Genomic DNA, 20,178 nt, shown 5'->3' with positions numbered 1-20,178 from the left:
CCGCGTCAGGTCATCCGGCCGAGCACCGGCCGCTTTCTCGGCGGCGCTACCGCATAAGCCTCCGACGACAGGTAGACCGTGATTCCGGAGCCGAACTCACCCATTCTCAGCGACACGTGCGCGATCAGTCCGACGCCGTCGCGCAGCGGCCTTTCCGAAACCGCTGCCAGCGCTTTGTCCAGTTGTGTCGGGTCGAAGTCGTACTGCGCGAGAATGGCGTGCACGCGGGCGCGGGCTACCTCGTCGTCCGGCACGTAACTCCGAATAGGGAGGTAAAGACTGTAGTTTCCCGGAGTGCCACCCATACCCTCGACGAATGAATAACTGGAAACCAGCGGGCGACCTTCGAAAGGACCTTTCCCGCCGCCGAGCACGGCGAGGAACTCCCGGATCAGCATCGGATCCGTGCCCGGCACCAGCTCCGCCGCGCGCACCGCGTCCTCGGTCTCGGCGGCGTCGTGCGAGACGTACACCTTGACCCGGGACAGCGGGTCGTCGTCGAGGTCGAGCGCGAAGAAGGTGAAGTTGTCGCGCTCGCCGCGGCGCAGCGCGTGCTCGACCACCGGGTCGAACGCCTCGCCGAGATTCAGCCGCCGGAACCCCTCGCTGACCAGCGAATCCGCCATGGTCTGCCCGCTGATCTGCGGGTTCAGGTACACCTTGATCTTCGGCGCGGAGCCGTTGCGGAAGATCAGCGAGTACCACAGCGTGAAGGGCCCGCGGCGCTCCTCGTGCGGGAGGAAGAGGTCGGCCACCGCGTCGAGCCGGTCGGTGACCAGGCCGTACTCGCCAGCCACCTGAGCGAGGAACCCGCGCGGGTCCGGAGCCCCGACGGTCTCGCCGAGAACCCGTACCACACATTCGCCATTGGCGTCGAATGCGACCGAGAATTCAACGGGCGTAGTGTCGTCCGCCACATTGCACGGGAACTGCGCCGGAGCGTCGACGGTCATTTCCCCGGACTCGCCGAGCAACAACCGGAGAAGATCCAGGTGACGGCGTTCTTCCGGATCGAATCCCACTGCCCGGCACAGCCGGTCGAGTTGACCACCGGCGTGGCTGTACATCGACAACTCGACCATCGGCACACTCGCTCCGACCATGGCGCTGTATTCACCGTTTCATTCGTGCGTTCGGCCCCGCGAAGCATCCGCCGTTCGGCGTAGCGGGCGTTCACGGGCCGCCGAGAAGATTAATCCCCGGAATGCCGATCACGATACCTCTGACGGAGCGACAACACCGTCCGGAAACCGTGCCTGAGTGTGCTGATCAACACCGGAATTCACCTGAATTCCGCATCGACAGGAACGGATCCTGCAGCTACCCACCCCCGCCATGTGGCCTATCCCACTGCTGCGCCCGGACGGTGTCCCGTGCACCCGATGCAGTGCGACGGCGCCGAAAATTGTCGGTGGCGGGTGAGACGCTCGTCTCATGACACCGACCCCGAAGCATCTGTCCAAGGTGGCCGAGAGCGAGCGCCCGCCCATCCCCCGCGTCGCCGACGAACGCTCGACGCTGCTGGCCTATCTGGAGTGGCACCGCGAAACCCTCGCGCTGAAGTGCGCGGACCTGAGCCAAGAAGCCGTGTCAGCGCGCGCGGTGCCACCCTCCACAATGTCGCTGCACGGCCTGGTCCGGCACCTGGCGGGCTGCGAACGATGGTGGTTCCGCATCCAGTTCGCCGGCGAGGACGTCCCACTGCTGCACTACTCGGACGACGACCCGGACCAGGACTTCGACCGCCTGGACGGGGATTTCGGCGAGGCACTGGCTTTGTGGCGCGCGGAGTGCGACCGGAGCCGGGAAATCGTGGCGGCAGCGGCTTCGCTGGACGCGCAGGGGATCGGGAAGACCACGGGAGAGCCGTTCTCGCTGCGGTGGATGCTGCTGTCGATGATCGCGGAGTACGCCCGGCACAACGGGCATGCGGATTTGCTGAGGGAGGTGACGGACGGAGCCACTGGGCGATGAGGTGAGTGAGGTCTCGGACGGGGAGGTTGATGGGGTGCTGCTTGGTGTTTCGGCTGCGGGCCCGAACGGGAGGTGATGCGGTGGAGAGTCGTGGCCGCGTCCGATGCTGCGTCCGATGAGGAGTGCGACGGCACCACGACCTGGGGCTTGACCCGAGTCCTGAGTGGAGGCGATGCGGTGAGGTCGCGGCTTGCTCGCGGGTGATCGGCGACCGTTCCGACCGCGCTTTCGCTGGCAGCTTCGGCTGTGTCGTGCTGGCGGGCTGGCGGCATCGGCTGTGTCGGGCTGGCGAGCTGGCAGCATCAGCTGTGTCGTGCTGGCAGCATCCGGCTGTTCGTGCGCCGCCAGCTGCGGCTAGGTCGCGCGGTCGTCATCCAGCCGTCCGCGCACCGCGCGCTTCGGCCGAGTCGCGCCGCCAACACCCAGCCCTCCGCACGCCACCAGCTGCGGCTAGGTCGAGCTGTCTGCATCTGGCCGCTCGCACGCAGTCACCTTCGGCTGGATCACGCCGCCGACACCCAGCCCCGCGCACACCGCCACCTCCAACCAGATCACGCCGCCGACACCCGACCGCTCGCACGCAGTCAGCTTCGTCCTGCCCGCGCCGCCCTCATCCAGCCGTCCGCACGCCGCCAGCTGCAGCTCGGTCACGCCGTCAGCACCCGGCCGTGCGGGCACCGTCAGTGGTCGGCGACAGCGGCATCGGAGCTGGTCAGCGAAGCTCGTGCCCCCGGTTACGTCGCCCCACCCACGCGGCGAGCTGCCGGCGGCCGTCCCTCCCCAAAGCGCCCAGCGTGCGATGCTGAACGACATGATCGCCGATCCTGACTCCGGCCTGCTCTCCCCGGTGCGCGCCGGAACCCCGGCTGAAGCGGCGACCAGTGACCGGGCCTTTGCCGCCGCCATGCTGGAGGCGGAGGCCGCGCTCGCACGGGCGCAGGCTCGGCTCGGCACGGTTCCGTCCGAGGCAGCCCAGCGCATCACCGCGGCCGCTCGTGTGCTGGGCGAGGGCGAACTCGACGTCGTCCAGCTGGCCCGTGAAGCGCGCGCGACCGGGAACCCGGTGGTCAGCCTCGTAGGCACGCTGTCCGCCAAGGTGCCGGACGTCGCCGATTACGTGCACCGTGGCTCGACCAGTCAGGACATCGTCGACACGGCGATGATGGCCGTCGCACGTGACGTTCTGCGGCTGATCACCGCAGACCTGACGGCGATCGCGGACGCGCTCGCCGAATTGGCGCGCGCCCACCGCGACACGGTCATGCCCGGGCGCACCCTTACCGCACACGCGGTTCCGACGACTTTTGGCCTGAAAGCGGCGATCTGGCGGCAGGGCGTCCAGGAATCCGCTCGCCGGATCGCTGAGCTGCGACTGCCGGTATCGCTCGGCGGTGCGGCCGGAACATTGGCCGCGTATGTCCAGTACGGCGACGGCACCGCCGACTACGCGGAACGGTTAGTCGGCGCTTTCGCCGAGGAAACCGGTTTGACCGCGCCGATTTTGCCCTGGCACGCGGATCGCACTCCGGTGGCCGAACTGGTTTCCGCGTTGGCTGGGGTGACGACGGCGTTGGGCAAGATCGCGGTCGACGTTCAAGTCCTCGCCCGCACCGAGATCGGCGAAGCGACCGAGGCGACCGGCGGCGGGTCCTCGGCGATGCCGCACAAGCAGAACCCGGTGCAGTCGGCCTTGGTCCGCTCGGCGGCGCTGCAAGTACCAGTGCTGGCGGCAGGAGTTACGCAGGCCGGCCTGGCGGAGGACGAGCGTTCGGCTGGGGTCTGGCAGGCCGAATGGCAGCTGCTGCGCGAATGTCTGCGGCTGACCGGCGGAGCGACGCATACGACCGTGGATTTAGTGCGAGGGCTGGACATTCACGCGAACCGCATGCGGGAGAACCTTGAGCTGACCAACGGGTTGATCGTGTCGGAACGACTGTCGGCCGCGCTGGCCCCCAGGGTGGGCAAGGCTCGCGCCAAAGACTTGCTGGGCACCGCTTCCCAGCGCGCGATCGAGGAAGACCGTCCGCTGTCGGAGATTCTGGCGGACACACCGGAGGTCACCGGCGTCGTCGACCCCGCGACCCTCGCCGATCTCCTTGACCCAGCGCAGTACGTCGGGGCGGCGCGGCGGTTGGTGGACCGGGCATTGGAAGATCCCGCGGAATGAGCGGGATCGCTGCCGGAGAAAGGCGATCCCGGCAAGCGATCCCGCTGCTCAGTTACTCCACGGTGGACCGGCTAGTAGGCCAGGCCAGCCCGCCGGTCTCGGCCGACGCGACTGGGCAGCCAGGCCTAGTGAGCCAAGCCATGCCCACCAGTCTCGGATCGACCCGACTGGGCAACCAGATCTAGTGAGCCAAGCCATGCCCACNAGCCAAGCCATGCCCACCAGTCTCAGATCGACCCGACTGGGCAACCAGATCTAGTGAGCCAAGCCATGCCCACCAGTCTCAGATCGACCCGACTGGGCAACCAGGCCTAGTGGGCCAAGCCATGCCCACCGGTCTCGGGCCGACGCGGCTGGGCGGCCGGGTCGACCTCGACGGGTTCCTCGTCGTCGGGAAGCAGAACCCCGTGCCGCGCCGGGAGAACCGCGGTCAGCAGGCCGAGTACCGCGATGCCCAGGTGCAGCCAGTTGTCCGCGTCGGCGAGGTTGAGCGGGTTGCCGAGGCCGGACACCGGATTGACCGAGATCGTCCCGGACAGCATCAGGCCCCAGACGAACAGCGCGCCGTAACCGATGAAGAGCAGCCAGCCGAACGTCCGCGCGCGGCCGGAACCCAGGGCCAGCAGCAGGCCGATCACGCCGGTCACCACGTGGACGACGTTGTTCAGCGGATTGGCGGAAAACCTCCACAAAGTGACACCGTGTCCGGTGAAATCCCCGAACCCGGACTTCACGAGCCCGATGATGCCGTAGGCGAGAAACAGGACCCCGAGCAGAACGGCCAGCATCTGGGCGGGCTGCAGTCCCTCCACCCGGACGCGGGCTCGATGCGCACGAACCATGACTCCAGTCCTTCCCGTACCGAGATGACGGTGGGTCAACCCTGAAGGAATCCCCCGCCCAAACCGGGCCGAAACCCGAATCCGGCCGTCCTGAACCCGCCCGCCGGGCAAGATCGGGGCTGCTGGGGCTGCTGAGCCACGCGATGGCCGAGTGGGGCACTGGCTCAGACGAGCGCGGTGACCAGCAGAGCGAAGGCTGCGATGATCACCGCGACGCGCGCGTAGTGGTAGCGGTCCCACCGGCTCATCTGCTCCTTCCAGTCCGCGGGCCGGTTCTCCGGGGTCCACGTCTTGCCGCGGTCGTTGATCGGGACGAGCAGCAGGATCGACATCGCCACGCTCACCATCAGCAGTCCGGCACCGATCACGACAAGGCTGATGCCCGGCCGATCCCACGCGGCGATCGCCCAGATCGCACTCAGCACCAGCGAGCCGATGTACCAGAACGGCATGATCGCGCCGAGCATCCGGCCGCCGTGCGCACGGCCTTGCTGATTGCTGTCGTCCGGGAGCCCGTTGAGGATCGGGTTGATGACGAAGGCGACACAGAATTCCACCCCCACCATCACGCCGACAACCACGATGGTGCAGACCGCGAGTGCGCTGAGCATGATGACCTTCCCAAAATCTAGCGTTGCTAGCTGATGAGGCGATGCTAGTACTACTGCCGCTCGATTGTCTAGCGGTGCTAGACTCAGGTCATGTCGGTACACACACGCAAACAGCGCGAACAGGCGGAACGCGAGCGCCTCATCGTCGCGACGGCCCGCGAGCTCGCCGAGCAGCAGGGCTGGGACGCGGTCACCACCCGCAGGCTCGCCGAGCGCATCGAGTACAGCCAGCCCGTTCTGTACAGCCACTTCCGCGGCAAGCGCGAGATCATCGGCGCAGTCGCTCTCGAAGGAGCCGCCGAGCTGGCGGCAGCGGTGCGGACCGCGACCCTCGGCGTGGCCGATCCGCGCACCCGGGTCACCGCCCTCGCCCGCGCGTACCTCGACTTCGCCGAACACCACCCGGCGGTCTACGACGCCATCTTCCAGCTCGACGGCGGCCTCGCGTTCGCGCGGGACGACACCCCGGAACCGCTGAAGGACGCCTTCGCCGCCCTGCTGGAAACCCTCGGCGAGGTCGCCGGGGACGGCGTCGAACCGGGTCTGTTCACCGAGTTGTTCTGGGCGTCCCTGCACGGGATCGCGACGCTGACCCGAGCGGGACGGCTGCCGAGGGAATTCGCCGAGCGCCGCATCGACCTGCTGGTGGAACGCCTCGTCGTGGCCTGATCCACCGCTGCTTGCCCGCAGCCCGCCCGAGCGTCACGCGTACTGGCCGGTACCGAGACCCATCCCACAAATCCGCCCTGTTCGGCGAACCCTGATCACCCGATCGGGGAAGTCGGGGCATGCGCAGGGCGAATACGTTCCTCTTGCTCGGCCTCGTTCTCGGTGCGGTCATCGCGTTTCTTGCCACCGAGGCCGAGCCGTACCGGCAGGTGGTCACCGCCGCCGGACCGGCGGATGGGCCGGGCGTCCTCTCCGCGGCAACCGAGTCGAGCCCGCCCGGCCCCAGTCCGGAACTGAGCACCGGCAGCTCCGCGCCCCAGCAAGGGCCTGAACTCAGCACCGAACTCCCCGCGCTCGTCCCGCAAGGGCACGTCAGCGTGGTCGTTTTCGACCGCGCCAAAGGGACGACGCCGGTCTCCCTCGACCCGCATCGGCGCTACACCTCCGCGTCCCTCGTGAAGCTGCTCATCGCCCTCGACGCGCTCGATCGCGGCAGCAATCCGGGAATCGTGCGGGAAATGCTGTCGCGCAGCGACGACGACACCGCCAGCAAGCTGTGGGTCCAGGGCGGCGAGACGAGGATCGTCCGAGCCGCGGTGACCGAAATGGGCCTCGCCGAAACCAGGCCGCCCAAAAACCCGGGGCGCTGGGGCGACACGGAAATCACCGCCGCCGACATCACGCGCGTCTACCGCTACCTGATGGACCGGGCGCCGGCCCAGCACCGCACGACGATTCTCAACGCACTCGGCGGCGCCACCGAAAACGGTGCCGACGGATTCCGCCAGTACTTCGGCATCCCGGACGCTCTCGGCGACGTTTCCTGGGCGGTCAAACAAGGCTGGTCCTGCTGCAACCCCGGGCGCATCCTGCACACCTCGGGCCTGGTCGAGGACCACCGGTACATCGTCACGGTCCTCACCGAGAATCCCCGCTCGGTCAGCTACGACGACGCCGAAGCTCAGGTCACCGAGGTGGTCAAGCACCTTCCCGGGATCCGCTGAGCGTCACTGCTCCACCGCGGTCAGCGCGCCCCGCGCGCCCGTGCTCGGCAACGGCCACGGCTTCACCCCGCCGGTCACGTCGGCCCGCTGCCCCGGAGCCGACGGGCCGGGGATTCGCTGCCCGATCCACGTCAGCACGTCCGGCAACTGCGCCTTGAACGTGTTCATGTTGTGCCCCGCGTCCGGAATCCGCCACGTCGTGAACTGCACCGGCGGCTGCGCGGCGGCGCGCATCTGGTCGACCGCCCGGCTTTCGTTCGCCTCCTTCTCCCCGGAGATCGCGAGGAGTTCCAGCGGGGCCGGATGCTGCCGGAGGTTGATCTTGACGTTGTTCGCGTCCTCGATGTCCTTGCGGCCGCGGAAAAGGTTCTCGGTTTCACCGTCCACTTGCGCCTTTTCGTAGCCGCTCACGCTCGCTGCCTGCGCGTACCACTGCGGATGCCGCGTCACGAGGTTCAGCGCGCAATAGCCGCCGGACGACCATCCCGCGATCGTCCAGGCCCGGCGGTCCGGATTGATGCCGAGGCGCTGGATTCCCCATTCGCGGACGTCCGCGGACAAATAGGTGTCGTTGGGGCTTCCGTTGACCTCGTCGACGCATTCGGTGTCGTGGCCGATTTTCGGCGTTCCGGTCGGGTCCGGGATCAGCACGATCACCGGCGGCAGGAGGTGCTTCGAGATCGCCGCGTCAAGCTGTTCGGGCAGGTGGTACCCGATCGGGGCGGTGGTGACCTCCGGGCCGGACGGGTAGTTCGGGATCCAGATGATCGCCGGGAACCGCATCGACCGGTACGGATGCTGGAAGTACTGCGGCGGAAGGTAAACCGTCACGTCGCGGGTCAGGCCGGTGCGCCGCCCGGTCACCGTCACGTGCGCGATGGTCCCCTTGCCGACCCGCGCGTGCGCCACGCCGAGGTCGCGCGCCCGGCCGAGGTCGACGCCGTTGTCGCCGCCCTCGACGTCGATGCCCTCGGCGGCGAACGCGCCGGTCCCGAGCAGCGAGCCGAGCGTCGGGAAGAATCCGCCGATCATATTGCCGGTCAGGCCAAGGGTGACGATTACCAGACACAGCGCGACAACCACCGTGGCACTGCGGCCAATTTGCTTGCGCTTGCGCCATTTGTCCCAAAACCACGGGACCGAGACGACCGCGAGAAGTGCGAGCACGCCGACCGCCGCGAGCATGACGGGCGAATCCAACCTGATTGCGCTCAGGTGCACGGGAACCTCCAGGACCGATCGCGCGCCCGGAAGGCGGGACCCGCTGCTCTAAACACGTTTGAGGGGCCATTCTCGTTGTGATCACGTGACGTCGATCACGCCAGAATGGCCCCGTCAAACTCAGCGAAACCTCAGGATTGCCCGTTAGTCCCCGGTTAGTTGCCGAATGCGCCGCGCAACACCGTGATCGCTTGGGTGATCGCCGCTTCCGCCGCGTGCGTTTCACGAAGCGCGTTCACCATCACGAAGTCGTGGATCACGCCCTGGTACCGAACCGCCGTCACCGGCACGCCCGCCTGACGCAGCTTCGCGGCGTACGCCTCACCTTCGTCGCGAAGGACATCCGCTTCACCAGTGATCACGAGCGCCGGCGGCAGTCCGGCCAACTGCTCCACAGTGGCGCGAAGCGGCGAAGCAGTGATCTCGGCGCGCTGCGCTTCGTCGGTCGTGTACTGGTCCCAGAACCACTTCATGCCTTCCCGGCTAAGGAAGTAGCCGTCAGCGAACTTGGCGTACGACTCGGTGTCGAAGGACGCGTCGGTGACCGGGTAGAACAGCACCTGCTGAAGGAACTTCACGTCCCCGCGCTCTTTCGCCATCAGCGTCAGCGCCGCGGTCATGTTTCCGCCGACGGAGTCGCCCGCGATCGCGATTCGGGTGGCGTCGAGCCCCTTCTCCGCACCGTTCTGGACAACCCACTTCACGGCCGCGTAGTTCTCTTCGATCGCGACGGGGTAGCGAACCTCGGGGGAACGGCTGTATTCCGGGAAAACGACTGCCGCACCGGTTCCGGCGGCGAGTTCGCGGACGAGCCGCTCGTGGGTGTGGAAATCGCCGAAGACCCAACCGGCCCCGTGGACGTAGACGAGCACCGGCAGCTCCCCGGTGACGCCCTGCGGCTTCACGATCCGGACCTCGACGTCGCCGTTCGGTCCACCCGGGACGGTCAGCGTCTCGATGTCGGCGGGGGCGAGTTCGATGTCGCCGTCCTGGACGCCGTCGACCGCCTTGCGGCCCTCGGCGGGCGGGAGCTGGAAAAGGTACGGCGGCTGGTCGGTGGCCTCGGCGAACGCCTGGGCGGCCGGCTCGAGGACGAGGTTCTGCGGGTTCGCGGTCATGGGTTCCTCCGGTAGCGGATCGGTCGGACCGCACAAACATAACTCGCAATTCAGTTGTACACAACTTAATCTTGCCCAATGAGATCTAGAGCACTTGAGTTGCCCTTCCCGCCCAACCGAGAGAGGATGGAGAGCTGGCGGAAGAAACTCACGGGAGGCCACCGATGACCAGCCCAGACACCGGGGAAACCGGCTCGTTGCTCCTTGACGACCAGCTGTGCTTCGGCCTGTACTCGGCTTCCCGGGCAGTCACCGCGCTCTACCGCGCGCTGCTCGAACCGCTCGACCTCACGTATCCGCAGTACCTGGTGATGCTCGCGCTGTGGCAGCAGGACGAGCAGCAGGTCAAGGAACTCGGATCCGCACTGAACCTCGACTCCGGCACGCTCTCGCCGCTGCTCAAGCGGCTGGAGAAGGCCGGGCTGATCAAGCGCGAGCGCCAATCCGACGACGAGCGTTCGGTCCGCATCCGGCTGACCGGCGAGGGAACCGCGTTGCGCGCCAAGGCGGAACGGATCCCGCCGCACATCGGCGCGGCGATGGGCCTGGACAACGCCGAACTGGGCCGGATGCGCGCCGCGATGGATCAGCTGACGGCTTCGGTCAACACCTACCGGGAGTCCTACCGGCCGAACTGAACCCGACGCCATGGTTAGCATGAGCGCCAGGGCGAGCGTGAGGACGGCGATGAGCACACAGGACGAAGCACTGCGCGCGGTGGAAGCCAGTCTGGACCGGCCGTCGGCGGCCCGCGTCTACGACTACTTCATCGGCGGCACCACCAACTACGCGATCGACCGGATCTTCGCCGAGAAGGTGCGCGAACGGCTGCCGCTGATGGGCGAGTACTGCCGAACCAGCAGGCAGTTCCTCGGCCGCGCGGTGCGCCAGAGCGTGCGCGAGGGCATCCGGCAGTTCGTCGACATCGGTTCCGGCCTGCCCACCGCGGGCAATGTGCACGAGGTGGCCGACGACGAACGCCCGGAGCACGACACCTCCGTGCTGTACCTGGACAACGAGCCGGTGGCGCTCGCGCATTCGCAGGTGCTGCTCGCCGACACCGCGGACGAGGACCGGCACCAGGCGATGGCCGCCGATCTCCTGCAGCCCGCCGAATTGTGGGACCGGGTCGCCGATTCGCACGTGATCGACGCCCGGCAGCCGGTGGCGCTGATCGTCAACGCGGTGCTGCACTTCATCAAGGACGAGCAGGACCCGGACGGCATCCTCGAGTTCTACCGCAAACAGCTCGCGCCGGGCTCGTTGCTCATCCTCTCCCAGATGACCAACGAAAACCCGGTGGACGACAACGAACGCCAGGCACTGGTCGACATCATCAACTACTACGAGTCGACCACGAACCCGGGCATCCTGCGCACGAAGGCGGAGTTCGAACGGTTCTTCGGCGGCTGGCCGCTGCTCGAACCGGGCCTGGTGTACGCGCCGGCGTGGCATCCGGACGCCGACACTGTGTTCGCGAAGGTGCCGTCGGAATCGCGAGTGATCGGCGGCGTGGCCCGCAAACCGCAGGCCTGACAGGGTTTTCCCACCCGGCGCGTGCCCGGCACGGTGGCCCCCGTGCCGAACACCTTCGACAACATCCTGATCGGCCTGGTCGTCCTGACCTGGCTGATGTGGCGACAACTGCAAGCCCGTCGCGCCGACCGGCCGCCAGTGGTCCTGCTCGTCATCAGCGCACTGGGTGCCGCCGCACTCGGCGCGGCGATCGCGAAGACCACTCCGACTTCGGCGGCGATCCTGTTGCTCATCGCCGGTTTCGCGGTAGCTGGCGGCTTCGGCGTGGCCCGCGGGTACACCATGCGCATCTGGCGCACCGGCGGAACCCCGTGGCGGGGCGTCAATCCTGCCCTATCTCGCGGTTTCGCTTTTCGCCCAACGAGTAACAGTACGTTCTCGTAGTCACGACGCCCTGCGCAGGCCCTCCAACGCCGCATAAACCGCTCCCCGCCCCAACTCCACCGCACGTCGTAGCACCACCGGATCCCGTTCCAGCACAACAACATCCGGAGCGCCAGCGGGCGGGCGCACACTCGCCAACCGCGGATCTTCCCGCAACTGGCGCTCATCCTCCAGATCCCGGTGATACTGCGTCCGCCAAGCGTCGATGGTGCCCGGCGCGTGCCGGCGCAGAAACCGCGGCACAACGACGTCCTGCACACGCGGCGGCGGCACCGGATGCTCGTCCTCGCGCCGGGTCCGCAACACCAGCACGTCCGTCGCACCCTGGGCCAACGCAGTACGAAACGGCAGCGGCTCNCGGCTCGGCGATCCCCGCGTCCACGAACCGCCGCCCGCCCATCGCGATCGGCGGCCCGGCCAGCACGGGCATGCACGACGACGCCGCGAGCGCCGTTTTGATCCCGTCGACGTCCTCGATGAACGGATGCAGATCGGTGGACTCGCCGGTGTCGGCGTCGGTGGCGAGCGGGTGGAAGCCGACCGGATTCGCCAGTATCGCCGGGAAATCCATCGGTTCGAGCACCGAGTACACCTGGTGCACGAGATACTCGAGATCGATCACCGCCCGGCCGCGCAGGGTGTGCAGCGGGTTGATGATCCGCCGCATGACGGTCGGATTCCACCAGGTCCGCACGCCGGTCCGCGAGCGCCCGCACAACAGCCACGCCGCGTTTAGCGCACCGGCGGAGGCACCGTAGACGTCGTCGAACGCGCTGGTGGCCCCAAGCTCGTCGAGCGCGAGCACCATCCCGCTGGAGTACGTGCCGCGACTGCTGCCACCTTCGACCGCGAGCGCCAGCCGGCGGTCGTCTGTTCGCCGCCCTGGCACGCTGCCTTCGGCGATTCGGGTGGTGAGCAGTTCTAGGACCGGGTGCACTCCTCCATCTTGATCCCGTTTCCGGCTCCGATCGACCCGATTTGCCCCCTCCGCGGGGTGACCTGGATTGCACTCAGTTGCACTGCACCTAGTTGCATATGACACTGTCCGGCATGGCACTGGAGCACGCGATCCTCGTCTCGCTGTCGGAACGCTCCGGCTCGGGCTACGAGCTGGCCCGCCGGTTCGAGAAGTCCATCGGGCTGTTCTGGAGTGCCTCCCACCAGCAGATTTACCGCGTGCTGAAGCGGATGGAGGAAGCAGGCCAGGTCGCCGTCGATGTGGTCCCGCAGGACGGGCGGCCGGACAAGAAGGTCTACACCGTCGCCGAACCGGGCCGGGTCGAACTGCGTCGCTGGCTCGCCGAACCGTCGCCGCAAGCCGGTCCGCAGGAGGTGGCGGTGAAGCTGCGCGGAGCGTCGTTCGGCGACGCGAACGCGGTCGCCGAAGAGATCGCCCGGCATCGCGACGCGCACGCTGAACGGCTCGACCTGTACCGGCAGATCGAGAAGCGCGACTTCCCCGCCCCGGACCGGCTCCGCGGCCGTCCGCTGCACCAATACCTCGTGCTGCGCGGCGGAATCCGGGTCGAAGAAGGCCAGGTCGAGTGGCTGGAAGAAATCCTGACCGCGTTGCGGGCCGACGAGAAGGACTGACATGACCGAGTACCCGAACCTGCTGTCCCCGCTCGATCTCGGCTTCACGAAGCTGCGCAACCGCGTCCTGATGGGTTCGATGCACACCGGTCTGGAGGACCGCGCGTCCCGCTTCCCGCAGCTGGCCGAGTACTACGCCGAACGCGCGCGCGGCGGCGTCGGCCTGATCGTCACCGGCGGGTTCGCGCCGAACCGCACCGGGTGGCTGTTACCGTTGGCCTCGAAGCTGTCCACGTCCGCCGAAGCGAAACAGCACCAGCTGCTCACCAGCGCGGTGCACGCGGAGGGCGGCAAGATCGCGCTGCAGATCCTGCACGCCGGCCGTTATGCCTACCACCCGCTGAGCGTTTCCGCGTCGAGCCGCAAGGCGCCGATCAACCCGTTCCGCCCGCGCGCGCTCACCGCGTACGGCGTGCACCGCACCATTCGCGCGTTCGCCGACTGCGCCGCGCTGGCCCGTGACGCCGGGTACGACGGCGTCGAGATCATGGGGTCCGAGGGCTATCTGATCAACCAGTTCCTCGCCGAACGCACCAACCGGCGCACCGACGCCTGGGGCGGCACCGCGGCGAAGCGTCGCCGGTTCGCGGTCGAGATCGTCCGCCGTACCAGGGAAAAGGTCGGGCCGGACTTCATCATCGTCTACCGGCTGTCCATGCTCGACCTCGTCGAAGGCGGACAGAGCTGGGACGACGTCGTCGCGCTTGCCCGCGAGGTCGAAGCGGCCGGAGCCACGATCATCAACACCGGCATCGGATGGCACGAAGCCCGCGTGCCGACGATCGTCACGTCCGTGCCGCGCGGCGCGTTCACCTGGGTCACCGGCAAGCTGAAGCCGCACGTTTCCGTGCCGGTGGTGACCTCCAACCGGATCAACCTGCCGCACGTCGCGGAACAAGCGCTCGCCGACGGCGACGCGGACCTGGTCTCGATGGCCCGGCCGCTGCTCGCCGACCCGGACTGGATCCACAAGGCCGAAACCGGCCGCGCGGACGAGATCAACACCTGCATCGCGTGCAACCAGGCCTGCCTCGATCACGCGTTCAGCCGGAAACCGGTGTCCTGCATGGTGAATCCCCGCGCCGGGCACGAGACGACCCTGAACCTGCTCCCGGCCCGGCGCGCCAAGCGGATCGCCGTCGTCGGAGCCGGACCGGCCGGGCTCGCCACCGCGACCGGGCTCGGCGAACGCGGCCACGACGTCGAGCTGTTCGAGGCCGACGACGAAATCGGCGGCCAGTTCGGTATCGCACAACGGATTCCGGGCAAAGAGGAATTCGCCGAGACCATCCGGTACTACCTGCGGCGGCTGGAGGTCACCGGCGTGAAGGTGCGCCTCGGCACCCGGGCGACCGCCGCGGACCTGACCGGTTTCGACGAGGTCGTGCTGGCCACCGGCGTCACACCGCGAGTCCCGGCGCTGCCCGGGATCGACCATCCGAAGGTGCTCTCGTACGTCGATGTCGTGCGGCACGGCAAACCCGTCGGCGAGCGGGTCGCGGTGATCGGCGCGGGCGGCATCGGCGTCGACGTCAGCGAATTCCTCACGCACAGTTCGTCGCCCGCGTTGGATCGCGACGCCTGGATGGCCGAATGGGGCGTCACCGACCCCGCACTCGCGCCCGGCGGGCTGGCCGAGCCGAAGCCGGAACCGTCGCCTCGGCAGGTCTACCTGCTGCAGCGCAAGAAGTCGCCGATCGGGGCCGGGCTCGGCAAGACGTCTGGTTGGGTGCACCGCGCGGCCCTGCGCGCCAAGGGCGTGGAAAAGATCAGCGGCGTCTCCTACGACCGGATCGACGACGCCGGTCTGCACGTCACGGTCGACGGGAAACCGCAGCTGCTGGAAGTCGACACCGTGGTCGTCTGCGCTGGCCAGGAATCCGTGCGCGAGCTCGCCGGCGCGCTCGGCGACGTGCCGGTGCACCTCGTCGGCGGGGCTGACCAAGCACGGGAACTGGACGCCAAACGGGCGATCGACCAGGGCACCCGGCTGGCCGCCGTCCTGTAGCCGCTTGCGCGCACTGGCAGGATGGCCCCGTGCGAGACGTATGCGTAATCGGGCTCGGGCTCATCGGCGGTTCCCTGCTGCGAGCCGCCGCGGCGAGCGGCAGGACCGTATGGGGAACCACCGTGTCCGAAGTGGACGCTGACGCGGCGAGCCGCGGCGGCTACGACGTCACCACCGACGCCGAAGCCGCCCTGCACCGCGCGGCGGCCGCGGACGCGATCGTGGTCATCGCCGTGCCGCTGCCCGCGGTGGAGAACCTGCTGCGACTGGTCGCGCAACACGCGTCGCACTGCATCCTCACCGACGTGGTCAGCGTGAAGGGCCCGATGCTCGACGCGGTCCGCAGGCGCGCGCCATACACACGCTATGTCGGCGGACACCCGATGGCGGGCACCTCGCACTCCGGCTGGCTCGCCGGCGACACCATGCTCTTCCGCGACGCGGCCTGGGTCGTCGGTGTCGAAGAGGAAACCGACCTCACGGCGTGGGCCGAGGTCACCCGGCTCGTACTGGACGTCGGCGCGCACGCCGTGCCGCTGCCCGCCGATTCGCACGACGAGACGGTCGCCCGGATCTCGCACCTGCCGCACCTGTTCGCCGCGATCCTCGCCTCGGTCGGCGCACAGGGCGGCCCGCTCGCGATGTCGCTGGCCGCCGGTTCGTTCCGCGACGGCACCCGCGTCGCCGGATCGTCGCCGGACCTGGTGCGCGCGATGACCGAAGGCAACCGCGACGCCCTGCTCCCGATCGTCGACGACGCCCTCGGCCGCCTCGGCGCGGCCCGCGGTTCACTCGCCTCCACCGGCGGCCTCGCCGCGACCATCAACGCAGGTCACGAGGGCGCGTTGGCGTTGGAAGCGGCCCGCGACGCGGCGCTGTCCGGCGTCCGCATCGACCTCACCGCCGCCGACGCCCGCGAGGGACTCGTCGCACTCGGCGAACGCGGCGGCCGGATCACCGGACTGGACGGAGCCGTCGCACTCGGCGAAGTGTCTTGACTTGCCTGGAACGCCTGGTGTGTGACGATTGAATCCTCTCAATCCCAACCCCGGGGAGGCATTCGATGGGCATCAACTTCGACGAGCTCAAGAACAAGGCGACCGAGGCGCTGCGCGAGAACAGCGGCAAGCTGGAGCAGGGTCTCGAAAAGGCGGCCGAATTCGCGAAGTCCAAGGTCAGCGGCCACGACTCGCAGATCGACGGCGGCGTCGGCAAGGCCAAGGACCTGCTCGGCAAGGTCACCGGCAAGAACGAAGAAGGCGGCGAGAAGCCGGAGGACGGCCCGAAGCCCGAGGGCGGCCAGCCCGGCGGACAGCAGTAATCCCTCCGCCTCCAGGTTGGGCCTGGGTCGCGCCCCACTGCGGCATTGGCTGCACGAATTAGCCCTGCGGTGCAGCGCCTCCGCCTGGGGAGGCGGTGGGGGGCAAGAGCGGAGCACCTGATGCGGCATTCGGCGCATCCGCTGCACCCGGCACCGCGTTCGGCGCATCCGCTCCGCCAGCACCGCGTTCGGCGCATCCGCTCCGCCCAGCACCGCGTTCGGCGCATCTCTGCATCCGGCGCCGCGCTCGGCGCATCCGCTGCACCCCAATGCCACATTGGATGCATCCGGCGCACCCAACGCCACATTCGGTGCATCCCACGCACCCGATGCGGCATTGGGTGCGCTCTCGGCATAAGCGCGCGGCTCAGGTGCGCCGGTGGTACGGCAGGAACCGGCGCACCAGCCGCAGCGGCGATCGTTCCACCAGGTCCGGTCCGCGTACCGCGTCGAACGTCGAGCCGAGCTGGTCCACCACCCCGGCGAGCCGAGGGTTGTCCGGCATCGGCACCGAATCCGGGTCCCGCTGCTCACGGATCGCGGAAGCCAGCTCCGCCAACGCGTCCGTGAGCAGCTCGATGTCCGCGGGCGACGGAGCGGGCGCACCCTCGCCGATGGTCACGCCGACCTCGGTCACCGCGTCGGTCACCCGCTCCAGCCCCGCGATCACCGGCCACCACGCCACCGCCTGCCTGCCCGCGGGCGACGGCTCCACGATCACCTGCTGAAACGCCGTCCGCAGGTCCGCGAGCGCGCGGTACGCCCCGCGCCGGGCCCGCGACCGGGCGAGCCGCGATTCGCTGGTCGAGTTCAGCACCATCGCGGTGCGGACGTACTCGGCGACCGTGTCAAAACTGTCCGCCAGCCGTCCGCCGACGGTCGGCCGCCGCGAACCCGGCCACAGCAGATAGCCGACGACGAGCACGATCACACAGCCGATCACGGTGTCGACCAGCCGCGCGAGCACGACGGTCCAGCTGCCAGTGTTGGCGAGGTCCATCTGCAGGATGATCAGCGGTGTCACGAACGTGCCGAGCATCCCGTAGTTGCGCACCTTCCCGACTGCGGCCCCACCGGCGAACACCGCGATCAGCACCACCAGCACCCAGCCGCGCGCGCCGAACGCGAGCACCACCGCGCCGATCCCGACGCCCGCGACCGTCCCCATCCCGCGCAGCACCGCGCGGCCGAATACCGAGCCGAAGTCCGGTTTCAGCACCACGCCGACAGTGAGCGTGATCCAGTACGACCGCTCGAACGGCACCATCAGCGCCACCACTTCGGCCACCGCGACGCACACCGTGAGCCGCAGCGTCGCCAGCCACGTCAGCGGCCCGGAGAGACCGCTCGCCCACTCGCGCACACGACGCAGCAGCGAGACCTTCTTGCGGCGCTTGCGGTCGTCGAGCTTCCCGATCCGCGCCAGCCCGGCGTAAAGCGCGCTGACCACCGCGTCGGCGTTCTCGTCCGACAGCTCGGGCGCGGGCGGCAGCGGCTGGCTCGCCAGCACTGACGCGGCTACGCGGGTCAGGTAGTCGATCACCTCGTCCGGCGCGCGCTGCCCGGCGTTGACCATCGCCACCGACGCTTCGACCGCTGGCGTCGTCGCGGACAACCGGTTCAGCAGCCGGCGATACGCCGCGTCTCGGCCGGACAGCCACGAGCGCGCGACCAGCAACCGGTCATACGCCGTGCTCATCGCGGTGGTCAGCTGGTGGCGCGCGACCCGCGAAGTCGGTTCGTCCTCGGCTGACAGCATCGCCGCGAGTTCGATGTAGACCTGTGCGACGGCGGTGCGTTCGGGGCTCGTCGCGCGGAGCGTCCAGGTGCCGAGCGCGACCAGCAGTCCCCAGCCAGCGCCCGCGCAGAAGTAGCCGAAGAGCACTTCAGTGCGTACGCCGGTCGCGTGTTGCGCGGTGCCGAGCACGCAGAAGACGAACATCTGCAGCCCGGCAACCGACGCGTTGCTGCCCGCGGCACTGATGAGCGCGGAAATCGCCGCTATGACCACGATCGCCGGGATCGACCAGGCGGGCATGCCGCCGGTCAGCAGCCCGACGAGATACCCGAGCCCGGCCGCGAACGTCGCGCCGCCCAGCCGGCGCGCGCGATAGCGGTAGGCCCCGGCCGCTTCGGACAGCACGGTCGGCAGCGCGCCGGTGGAGATCAGTGCGCCCACCGCGATGTCGCCCGCCGCGTACGCGACCGCCAGCGGCGTGGCCAACGCGACCACCGCGCGAGCGACCATGTTCCACGGAATGGGAACCGGTTTGGAACGGAGAAGCTGCGTCAGCCAGTGCGGCGCGGCGAAGTCGGGGCGGCTCACCGCACCATCTTGACCTACCGGGGCCGTCCGGGATTGATTTGTCGCGCGGTCAACAACGTCTTCAGGGAGCTTTCATGCCGGGTCGCAGGTACTCGTTCGAGGTGAACCGGGTGAGCGCCGCCGCTCCGCCGGTGCTGTTCCGGCTGGAAAGCGACGGGACTCAGTGGTCGACGTGGGCGCGGCCGCTCGTCTGGCAGGCCCGCTGGGCGACGCTCGGCGACGACGGCCGGGTCGGCGCTGTCCGGGAAGTCGGGTTGTGGCCGGTTCGGGTCCGCGAACGGACTCTCGAATACGTACCGGATCGGCGGCACGTCTACACCTTCGACGGTTTCAGCCCGGTCCGCGACTATCGTGCGGAGGTGACGTTCACGCCGAACGCCGCCGGCGGCACGGACCTCAGGTGGTCGGGTTCGTTCGCCGAACGCATCCCCGGAACGGGTCTGGCAGCCCTCTCAGCGTTGCGCAGCGTGATCGGATTTTTGGCCACACAGCTGGCCAAAGCGGGCACTCACGCTGCCTGACCGGGTGCGCTGCACCACAGCGATCAACTCATGCCGGAGTACAGACGTCATCCCCTCGGGTGACCCCGAGGGAAAGGAAGCGGCATGGCGAAACGGTGGCTGGCGGCGGCGCTCGCCGGTTTGCTGGTGCTGTCGGCGTGCTCCAGCCCGGACTCGAGTCAACCCCCGGAACAGCCGAACCCCGCGCCGGGCGCGCAGAAACCGGGTCCGCCACCCGGGCCGTACCCGTTCGGCACCGTGCAGCAGAAGGCACCGGCGATCGAAGACGGCAAGGTTCCGCTGATCCGCCGCATCAAGACCGACAAACCGTACGTCTTCATCACCATGGACGACGGCGCGGTGAAGGACCCGTCGGCGCAGAGCCTGATCCAGCAGTCCGGCGGCCATCCGGTGCTGTTCCTGAACAACCGGTACGTGAAGGGGCACGAGGCGTACTTCAAGGCCATCCTCGACTCGACCGGCGCGGTGCTCGGCGACCACACGGTGAACCACCCGAACCTCAAGGGCAAACCGCTGGACTTCCAGAAGAAGGAAATCTGCGACGACGCCGACGACTTCCAGTCCTCGCTCGGCATCCGCCCGACCCTGTTCCGCCCGCCGTTCGGCAACTACGACCAGAACACGCTGAAGGCCGCCGCGATGTGCGGCATGCGCGCGAGTGTCCTGTGGACCGCCTCGGTGAACGACGGCGTTGTCCAGTTCCAGTCCGGAGACAAGCTCCGCCCCGGCGACATCGTGCTGATGCACTTCCGCAAGACCTTCAAAGAAGACTACGAAGCGTTCATCGCCCAGGCCAAGAAGGACGGCCTGACGCCGGTTCCGCTGGCCGACTTCCTAGGCTGACCCGCCACTCCCCCTCGTGCCACCGCGCATCGCGAAGGTG

21 protein-coding genes are annotated in these 20,178 nt (G+C 68.5%); 13 read left to right on the top strand and 8 right to left on the bottom strand.

Annotated features, from left to right (window positions below; genetic code table 11):
• Window positions 1-5 precede the first annotated feature (5 nt).
• On the bottom strand, window positions 6-1,103 hold the full coding sequence (locus A4R44_RS22405; protein WP_232791719.1) for a tryptophan dimethylallyltransferase family protein: 1,098 nt from the start codon (window positions 1,101-1,103) through the stop codon (window positions 6-8).
• A gap of 331 nt (window positions 1,104-1,434) precedes the next feature.
• On the opposite strand from A4R44_RS22405, the gene A4R44_RS22400 reads away from it, so the two are divergent.
• Window positions 1,435-1,974 carry a DinB family protein gene (locus A4R44_RS22400; protein WP_067583951.1) on the top strand — a complete coding sequence of 180 codons (540 nt, stop codon included), beginning with the start codon at window positions 1,435-1,437 and terminating at the stop codon, window positions 1,972-1,974.
• A 450-nt stretch (window positions 1,975-2,424) separates the two neighbouring features.
• Here A4R44_RS22400 and A4R44_RS22395 read toward each other — a convergent pair whose 3' ends face one another.
• The gene (locus A4R44_RS22395) at window positions 2,425-2,625 is read right to left on the bottom strand and encodes a hypothetical protein (protein WP_067583948.1); all 201 of its coding nucleotides are present in this window, start codon (window positions 2,623-2,625) and stop codon (window positions 2,425-2,427) included.
• Between the two features lie 160 nt (window positions 2,626-2,785).
• Between A4R44_RS22395 and pcaB the strand changes: the two genes are divergently transcribed.
• On the top strand, window positions 2,786-4,141 hold the full coding sequence (gene pcaB / locus A4R44_RS22390; protein ID WP_067584090.1) for a 3-carboxy-cis,cis-muconate cycloisomerase: 1,356 nt from the start codon (window positions 2,786-2,788) through the stop codon (window positions 4,139-4,141).
• Window positions 4,142-4,452: 311 nt separating this feature from the next.
• Here the strand turns inward: pcaB and A4R44_RS22385 are convergent, their stop codons facing one another.
• Together A4R44_RS22385 and A4R44_RS22380 are read right to left on the bottom strand one after the other, a co-directional pair.
• Window positions 4,453-4,983: a DUF4383 domain-containing protein gene (locus A4R44_RS22385; protein WP_067583945.1), complete on the bottom strand. Its 531-nt coding sequence runs from the start codon at window positions 4,981-4,983 to the stop codon at window positions 4,453-4,455.
• Window positions 4,984-5,147: 164 nt separating this feature from the next.
• The gene (locus A4R44_RS22380; RefSeq protein ID WP_067583942.1) at window positions 5,148-5,594 is read right to left on the bottom strand and encodes a DUF1772 domain-containing protein; all 447 of its coding nucleotides are present in this window, start codon (window positions 5,592-5,594) and stop codon (window positions 5,148-5,150) included.
• A 90-nt stretch (window positions 5,595-5,684) separates the two neighbouring features.
• Here A4R44_RS22380 and A4R44_RS22375 point away from each other — a divergent pair, with 90 nt between their 5' ends.
• Together A4R44_RS22375 and A4R44_RS22370 are read left to right on the top strand one after the other, a co-directional pair.
• Window positions 5,685-6,263 (top strand): TetR/AcrR family transcriptional regulator, encoded by a 579-nt coding sequence (locus A4R44_RS22375; RefSeq protein WP_067583939.1) that lies wholly within the window; start codon window positions 5,685-5,687, stop codon window positions 6,261-6,263.
• A 119-nt stretch (window positions 6,264-6,382) separates the two neighbouring features.
• Complete coding sequence (locus A4R44_RS22370; protein ID WP_067583936.1) at window positions 6,383-7,267, top strand: hypothetical protein; 885 nt, start codon at window positions 6,383-6,385, stop codon at window positions 7,265-7,267.
• 3 nt (window positions 7,268-7,270) lie between these two features.
• On the opposite strand, the gene A4R44_RS22365 is transcribed toward A4R44_RS22370, so the two are convergent.
• On the bottom strand, window positions 7,271-8,488 hold the full coding sequence (locus A4R44_RS22365) for an esterase family protein (protein WP_067583933.1): 1,218 nt from the start codon (window positions 8,486-8,488) through the stop codon (window positions 7,271-7,273).
• 155 nt (window positions 8,489-8,643) lie between these two features.
• Complete coding sequence (locus A4R44_RS22360) at window positions 8,644-9,606, bottom strand: alpha/beta hydrolase (RefSeq protein ID WP_067583930.1); 963 nt, start codon at window positions 9,604-9,606, stop codon at window positions 8,644-8,646.
• Window positions 9,607-9,770: 164 nt separating this feature from the next.
• Here A4R44_RS22360 and A4R44_RS22355 point away from each other — a divergent pair, with 164 nt between their 5' ends.
• Genes A4R44_RS22355 through A4R44_RS22345 form a run of 3 tightly spaced genes read left to right on the top strand, consistent with a single transcriptional unit; the run spans window position 9,771 to window position 11,526 of the window.
• A complete protein-coding gene (locus A4R44_RS22355) occupies window positions 9,771-10,244 on the top strand; it encodes a MarR family winged helix-turn-helix transcriptional regulator (RefSeq protein ID WP_067583927.1) in 474 nt (157 codons plus the stop codon).
• A gap of 49 nt (window positions 10,245-10,293) precedes the next feature.
• Window positions 10,294-11,142: an SAM-dependent methyltransferase gene (locus A4R44_RS22350; protein WP_067583924.1), complete on the top strand. Its 849-nt coding sequence runs from the start codon at window positions 10,294-10,296 to the stop codon at window positions 11,140-11,142.
• A 42-nt stretch (window positions 11,143-11,184) separates the two neighbouring features.
• Window positions 11,185-11,526, top strand: coding sequence for a hypothetical protein (locus A4R44_RS22345; RefSeq protein WP_067583921.1), 342 nt, complete (start codon window positions 11,185-11,187; stop codon window positions 11,524-11,526).
• Window positions 11,527-11,689: 163 nt separating this feature from the next.
• On the opposite strand, the gene A4R44_RS22340 is transcribed toward A4R44_RS22345, so the two are convergent.
• Complete coding sequence (locus A4R44_RS22340; protein WP_232791718.1) at window positions 11,690-12,463, bottom strand: patatin-like phospholipase family protein; 774 nt, start codon at window positions 12,461-12,463, stop codon at window positions 11,690-11,692.
• Between the two features lie 113 nt (window positions 12,464-12,576).
• Between A4R44_RS22340 and A4R44_RS22335 the strand changes: the two genes are divergently transcribed.
• From A4R44_RS22335 to A4R44_RS22320, 4 genes are all read left to right on the top strand, one after another.
• Window positions 12,577-13,119, top strand: a complete 543-nt coding sequence (locus tag A4R44_RS22335) for a PadR family transcriptional regulator (RefSeq protein WP_067584087.1) — start codon at window positions 12,577-12,579, stop codon at window positions 13,117-13,119.
• A gap of 1 nt (window position 13,120) precedes the next feature.
• Window positions 13,121-15,127 carry an NADPH-dependent 2,4-dienoyl-CoA reductase gene (locus A4R44_RS22330; RefSeq protein ID WP_067583918.1) on the top strand — a complete coding sequence of 669 codons (2,007 nt, stop codon included), beginning with the start codon at window positions 13,121-13,123 and terminating at the stop codon, window positions 15,125-15,127.
• Between the two features lie 29 nt (window positions 15,128-15,156).
• Complete coding sequence (locus A4R44_RS22325; RefSeq protein ID WP_067583915.1) at window positions 15,157-16,125, top strand: prephenate dehydrogenase; 969 nt, start codon at window positions 15,157-15,159, stop codon at window positions 16,123-16,125.
• 65 nt (window positions 16,126-16,190) lie between these two features.
• Window positions 16,191-16,448: an antitoxin gene (locus tag A4R44_RS22320; protein WP_067583912.1), complete on the top strand. Its 258-nt coding sequence runs from the start codon at window positions 16,191-16,193 to the stop codon at window positions 16,446-16,448.
• A gap of 367 nt (window positions 16,449-16,815) precedes the next feature.
• Here the strand turns inward: A4R44_RS22320 and A4R44_RS22315 are convergent, their stop codons facing one another.
• Window positions 16,816-18,774, bottom strand: coding sequence for an FUSC family protein (locus tag A4R44_RS22315; RefSeq protein ID WP_067583910.1), 1,959 nt, complete (start codon window positions 18,772-18,774; stop codon window positions 16,816-16,818).
• Window positions 18,775-18,848: 74 nt separating this feature from the next.
• Between A4R44_RS22315 and A4R44_RS22310 the strand changes: the two genes are divergently transcribed.
• Both A4R44_RS22310 and A4R44_RS22305 read left to right on the top strand, forming a co-directional pair.
• A complete protein-coding gene (locus A4R44_RS22310; RefSeq protein ID WP_067583907.1) occupies window positions 18,849-19,295 on the top strand; it encodes an SRPBCC family protein in 447 nt (148 codons plus the stop codon).
• Between the two features lie 84 nt (window positions 19,296-19,379).
• Window positions 19,380-20,138 carry a polysaccharide deacetylase family protein gene (locus tag A4R44_RS22305; protein WP_067583904.1) on the top strand — a complete coding sequence of 253 codons (759 nt, stop codon included), beginning with the start codon at window positions 19,380-19,382 and terminating at the stop codon, window positions 20,136-20,138.
• Window positions 20,139-20,178 lie beyond the last annotated feature (40 nt).

The organism is Amycolatopsis sp. M39 (assembly GCF_001651785.1).
Taxonomy (GTDB): Bacteria; Actinomycetota; Actinomycetes; order Mycobacteriales; family Pseudonocardiaceae; genus Amycolatopsis; species Amycolatopsis rubida.
Note: the sequence above shows the minus strand (reverse complement) of the source record. Positions and strands in the feature narration are given on the sequence as shown.

Coding starts and splice junctions, on each gene's coding strand:
- A4R44_RS22405 (WP_232791719.1), bottom strand. CDS start 1,103: ATGGTCGGAGCGAGTGTGCCGATGGTCGAGTTGTCGATGTACAGCCAC.
- A4R44_RS22400 (WP_067583951.1), top strand. CDS start 1,435: ATGACACCGACCCCGAAGCATCTGTCCAAGGTGGCCGAGAGCGAGCGC.
- pcaB (WP_067584090.1), top strand. CDS start 2,786: ATGATCGCCGATCCTGACTCCGGCCTGCTCTCCCCGGTGCGCGCCGGA.
- A4R44_RS22385 (WP_067583945.1), bottom strand. CDS start 4,983: ATGGTTCGTGCGCATCGAGCCCGCGTCCGGGTGGAGGGACTGCAGCCC.
- A4R44_RS22380 (WP_067583942.1), bottom strand. CDS start 5,594: ATGCTCAGCGCACTCGCGGTCTGCACCATCGTGGTTGTCGGCGTGATG.
- A4R44_RS22375 (WP_067583939.1), top strand. CDS start 5,685: ATGTCGGTACACACACGCAAACAGCGCGAACAGGCGGAACGCGAGCGC.
- A4R44_RS22370 (WP_067583936.1), top strand. CDS start 6,383: ATGCGCAGGGCGAATACGTTCCTCTTGCTCGGCCTCGTTCTCGGTGCG.
- A4R44_RS22360 (WP_067583930.1), bottom strand. CDS start 9,606: ATGACCGCGAACCCGCAGAACCTCGTCCTCGAGCCGGCCGCCCAGGCG.
- A4R44_RS22355 (WP_067583927.1), top strand. CDS start 9,771: ATGACCAGCCCAGACACCGGGGAAACCGGCTCGTTGCTCCTTGACGAC.
- A4R44_RS22350 (WP_067583924.1), top strand. CDS start 10,294: ATGAGCACACAGGACGAAGCACTGCGCGCGGTGGAAGCCAGTCTGGAC.
- A4R44_RS22335 (WP_067584087.1), top strand. CDS start 12,577: ATGGCACTGGAGCACGCGATCCTCGTCTCGCTGTCGGAACGCTCCGGC.
- A4R44_RS22330 (WP_067583918.1), top strand. CDS start 13,121: ATGACCGAGTACCCGAACCTGCTGTCCCCGCTCGATCTCGGCTTCACG.
- A4R44_RS22320 (WP_067583912.1), top strand. CDS start 16,191: ATGGGCATCAACTTCGACGAGCTCAAGAACAAGGCGACCGAGGCGCTG.
- A4R44_RS22310 (WP_067583907.1), top strand. CDS start 18,849: ATGCCGGGTCGCAGGTACTCGTTCGAGGTGAACCGGGTGAGCGCCGCC.
- A4R44_RS22305 (WP_067583904.1), top strand. CDS start 19,380: ATGGCGAAACGGTGGCTGGCGGCGGCGCTCGCCGGTTTGCTGGTGCTG.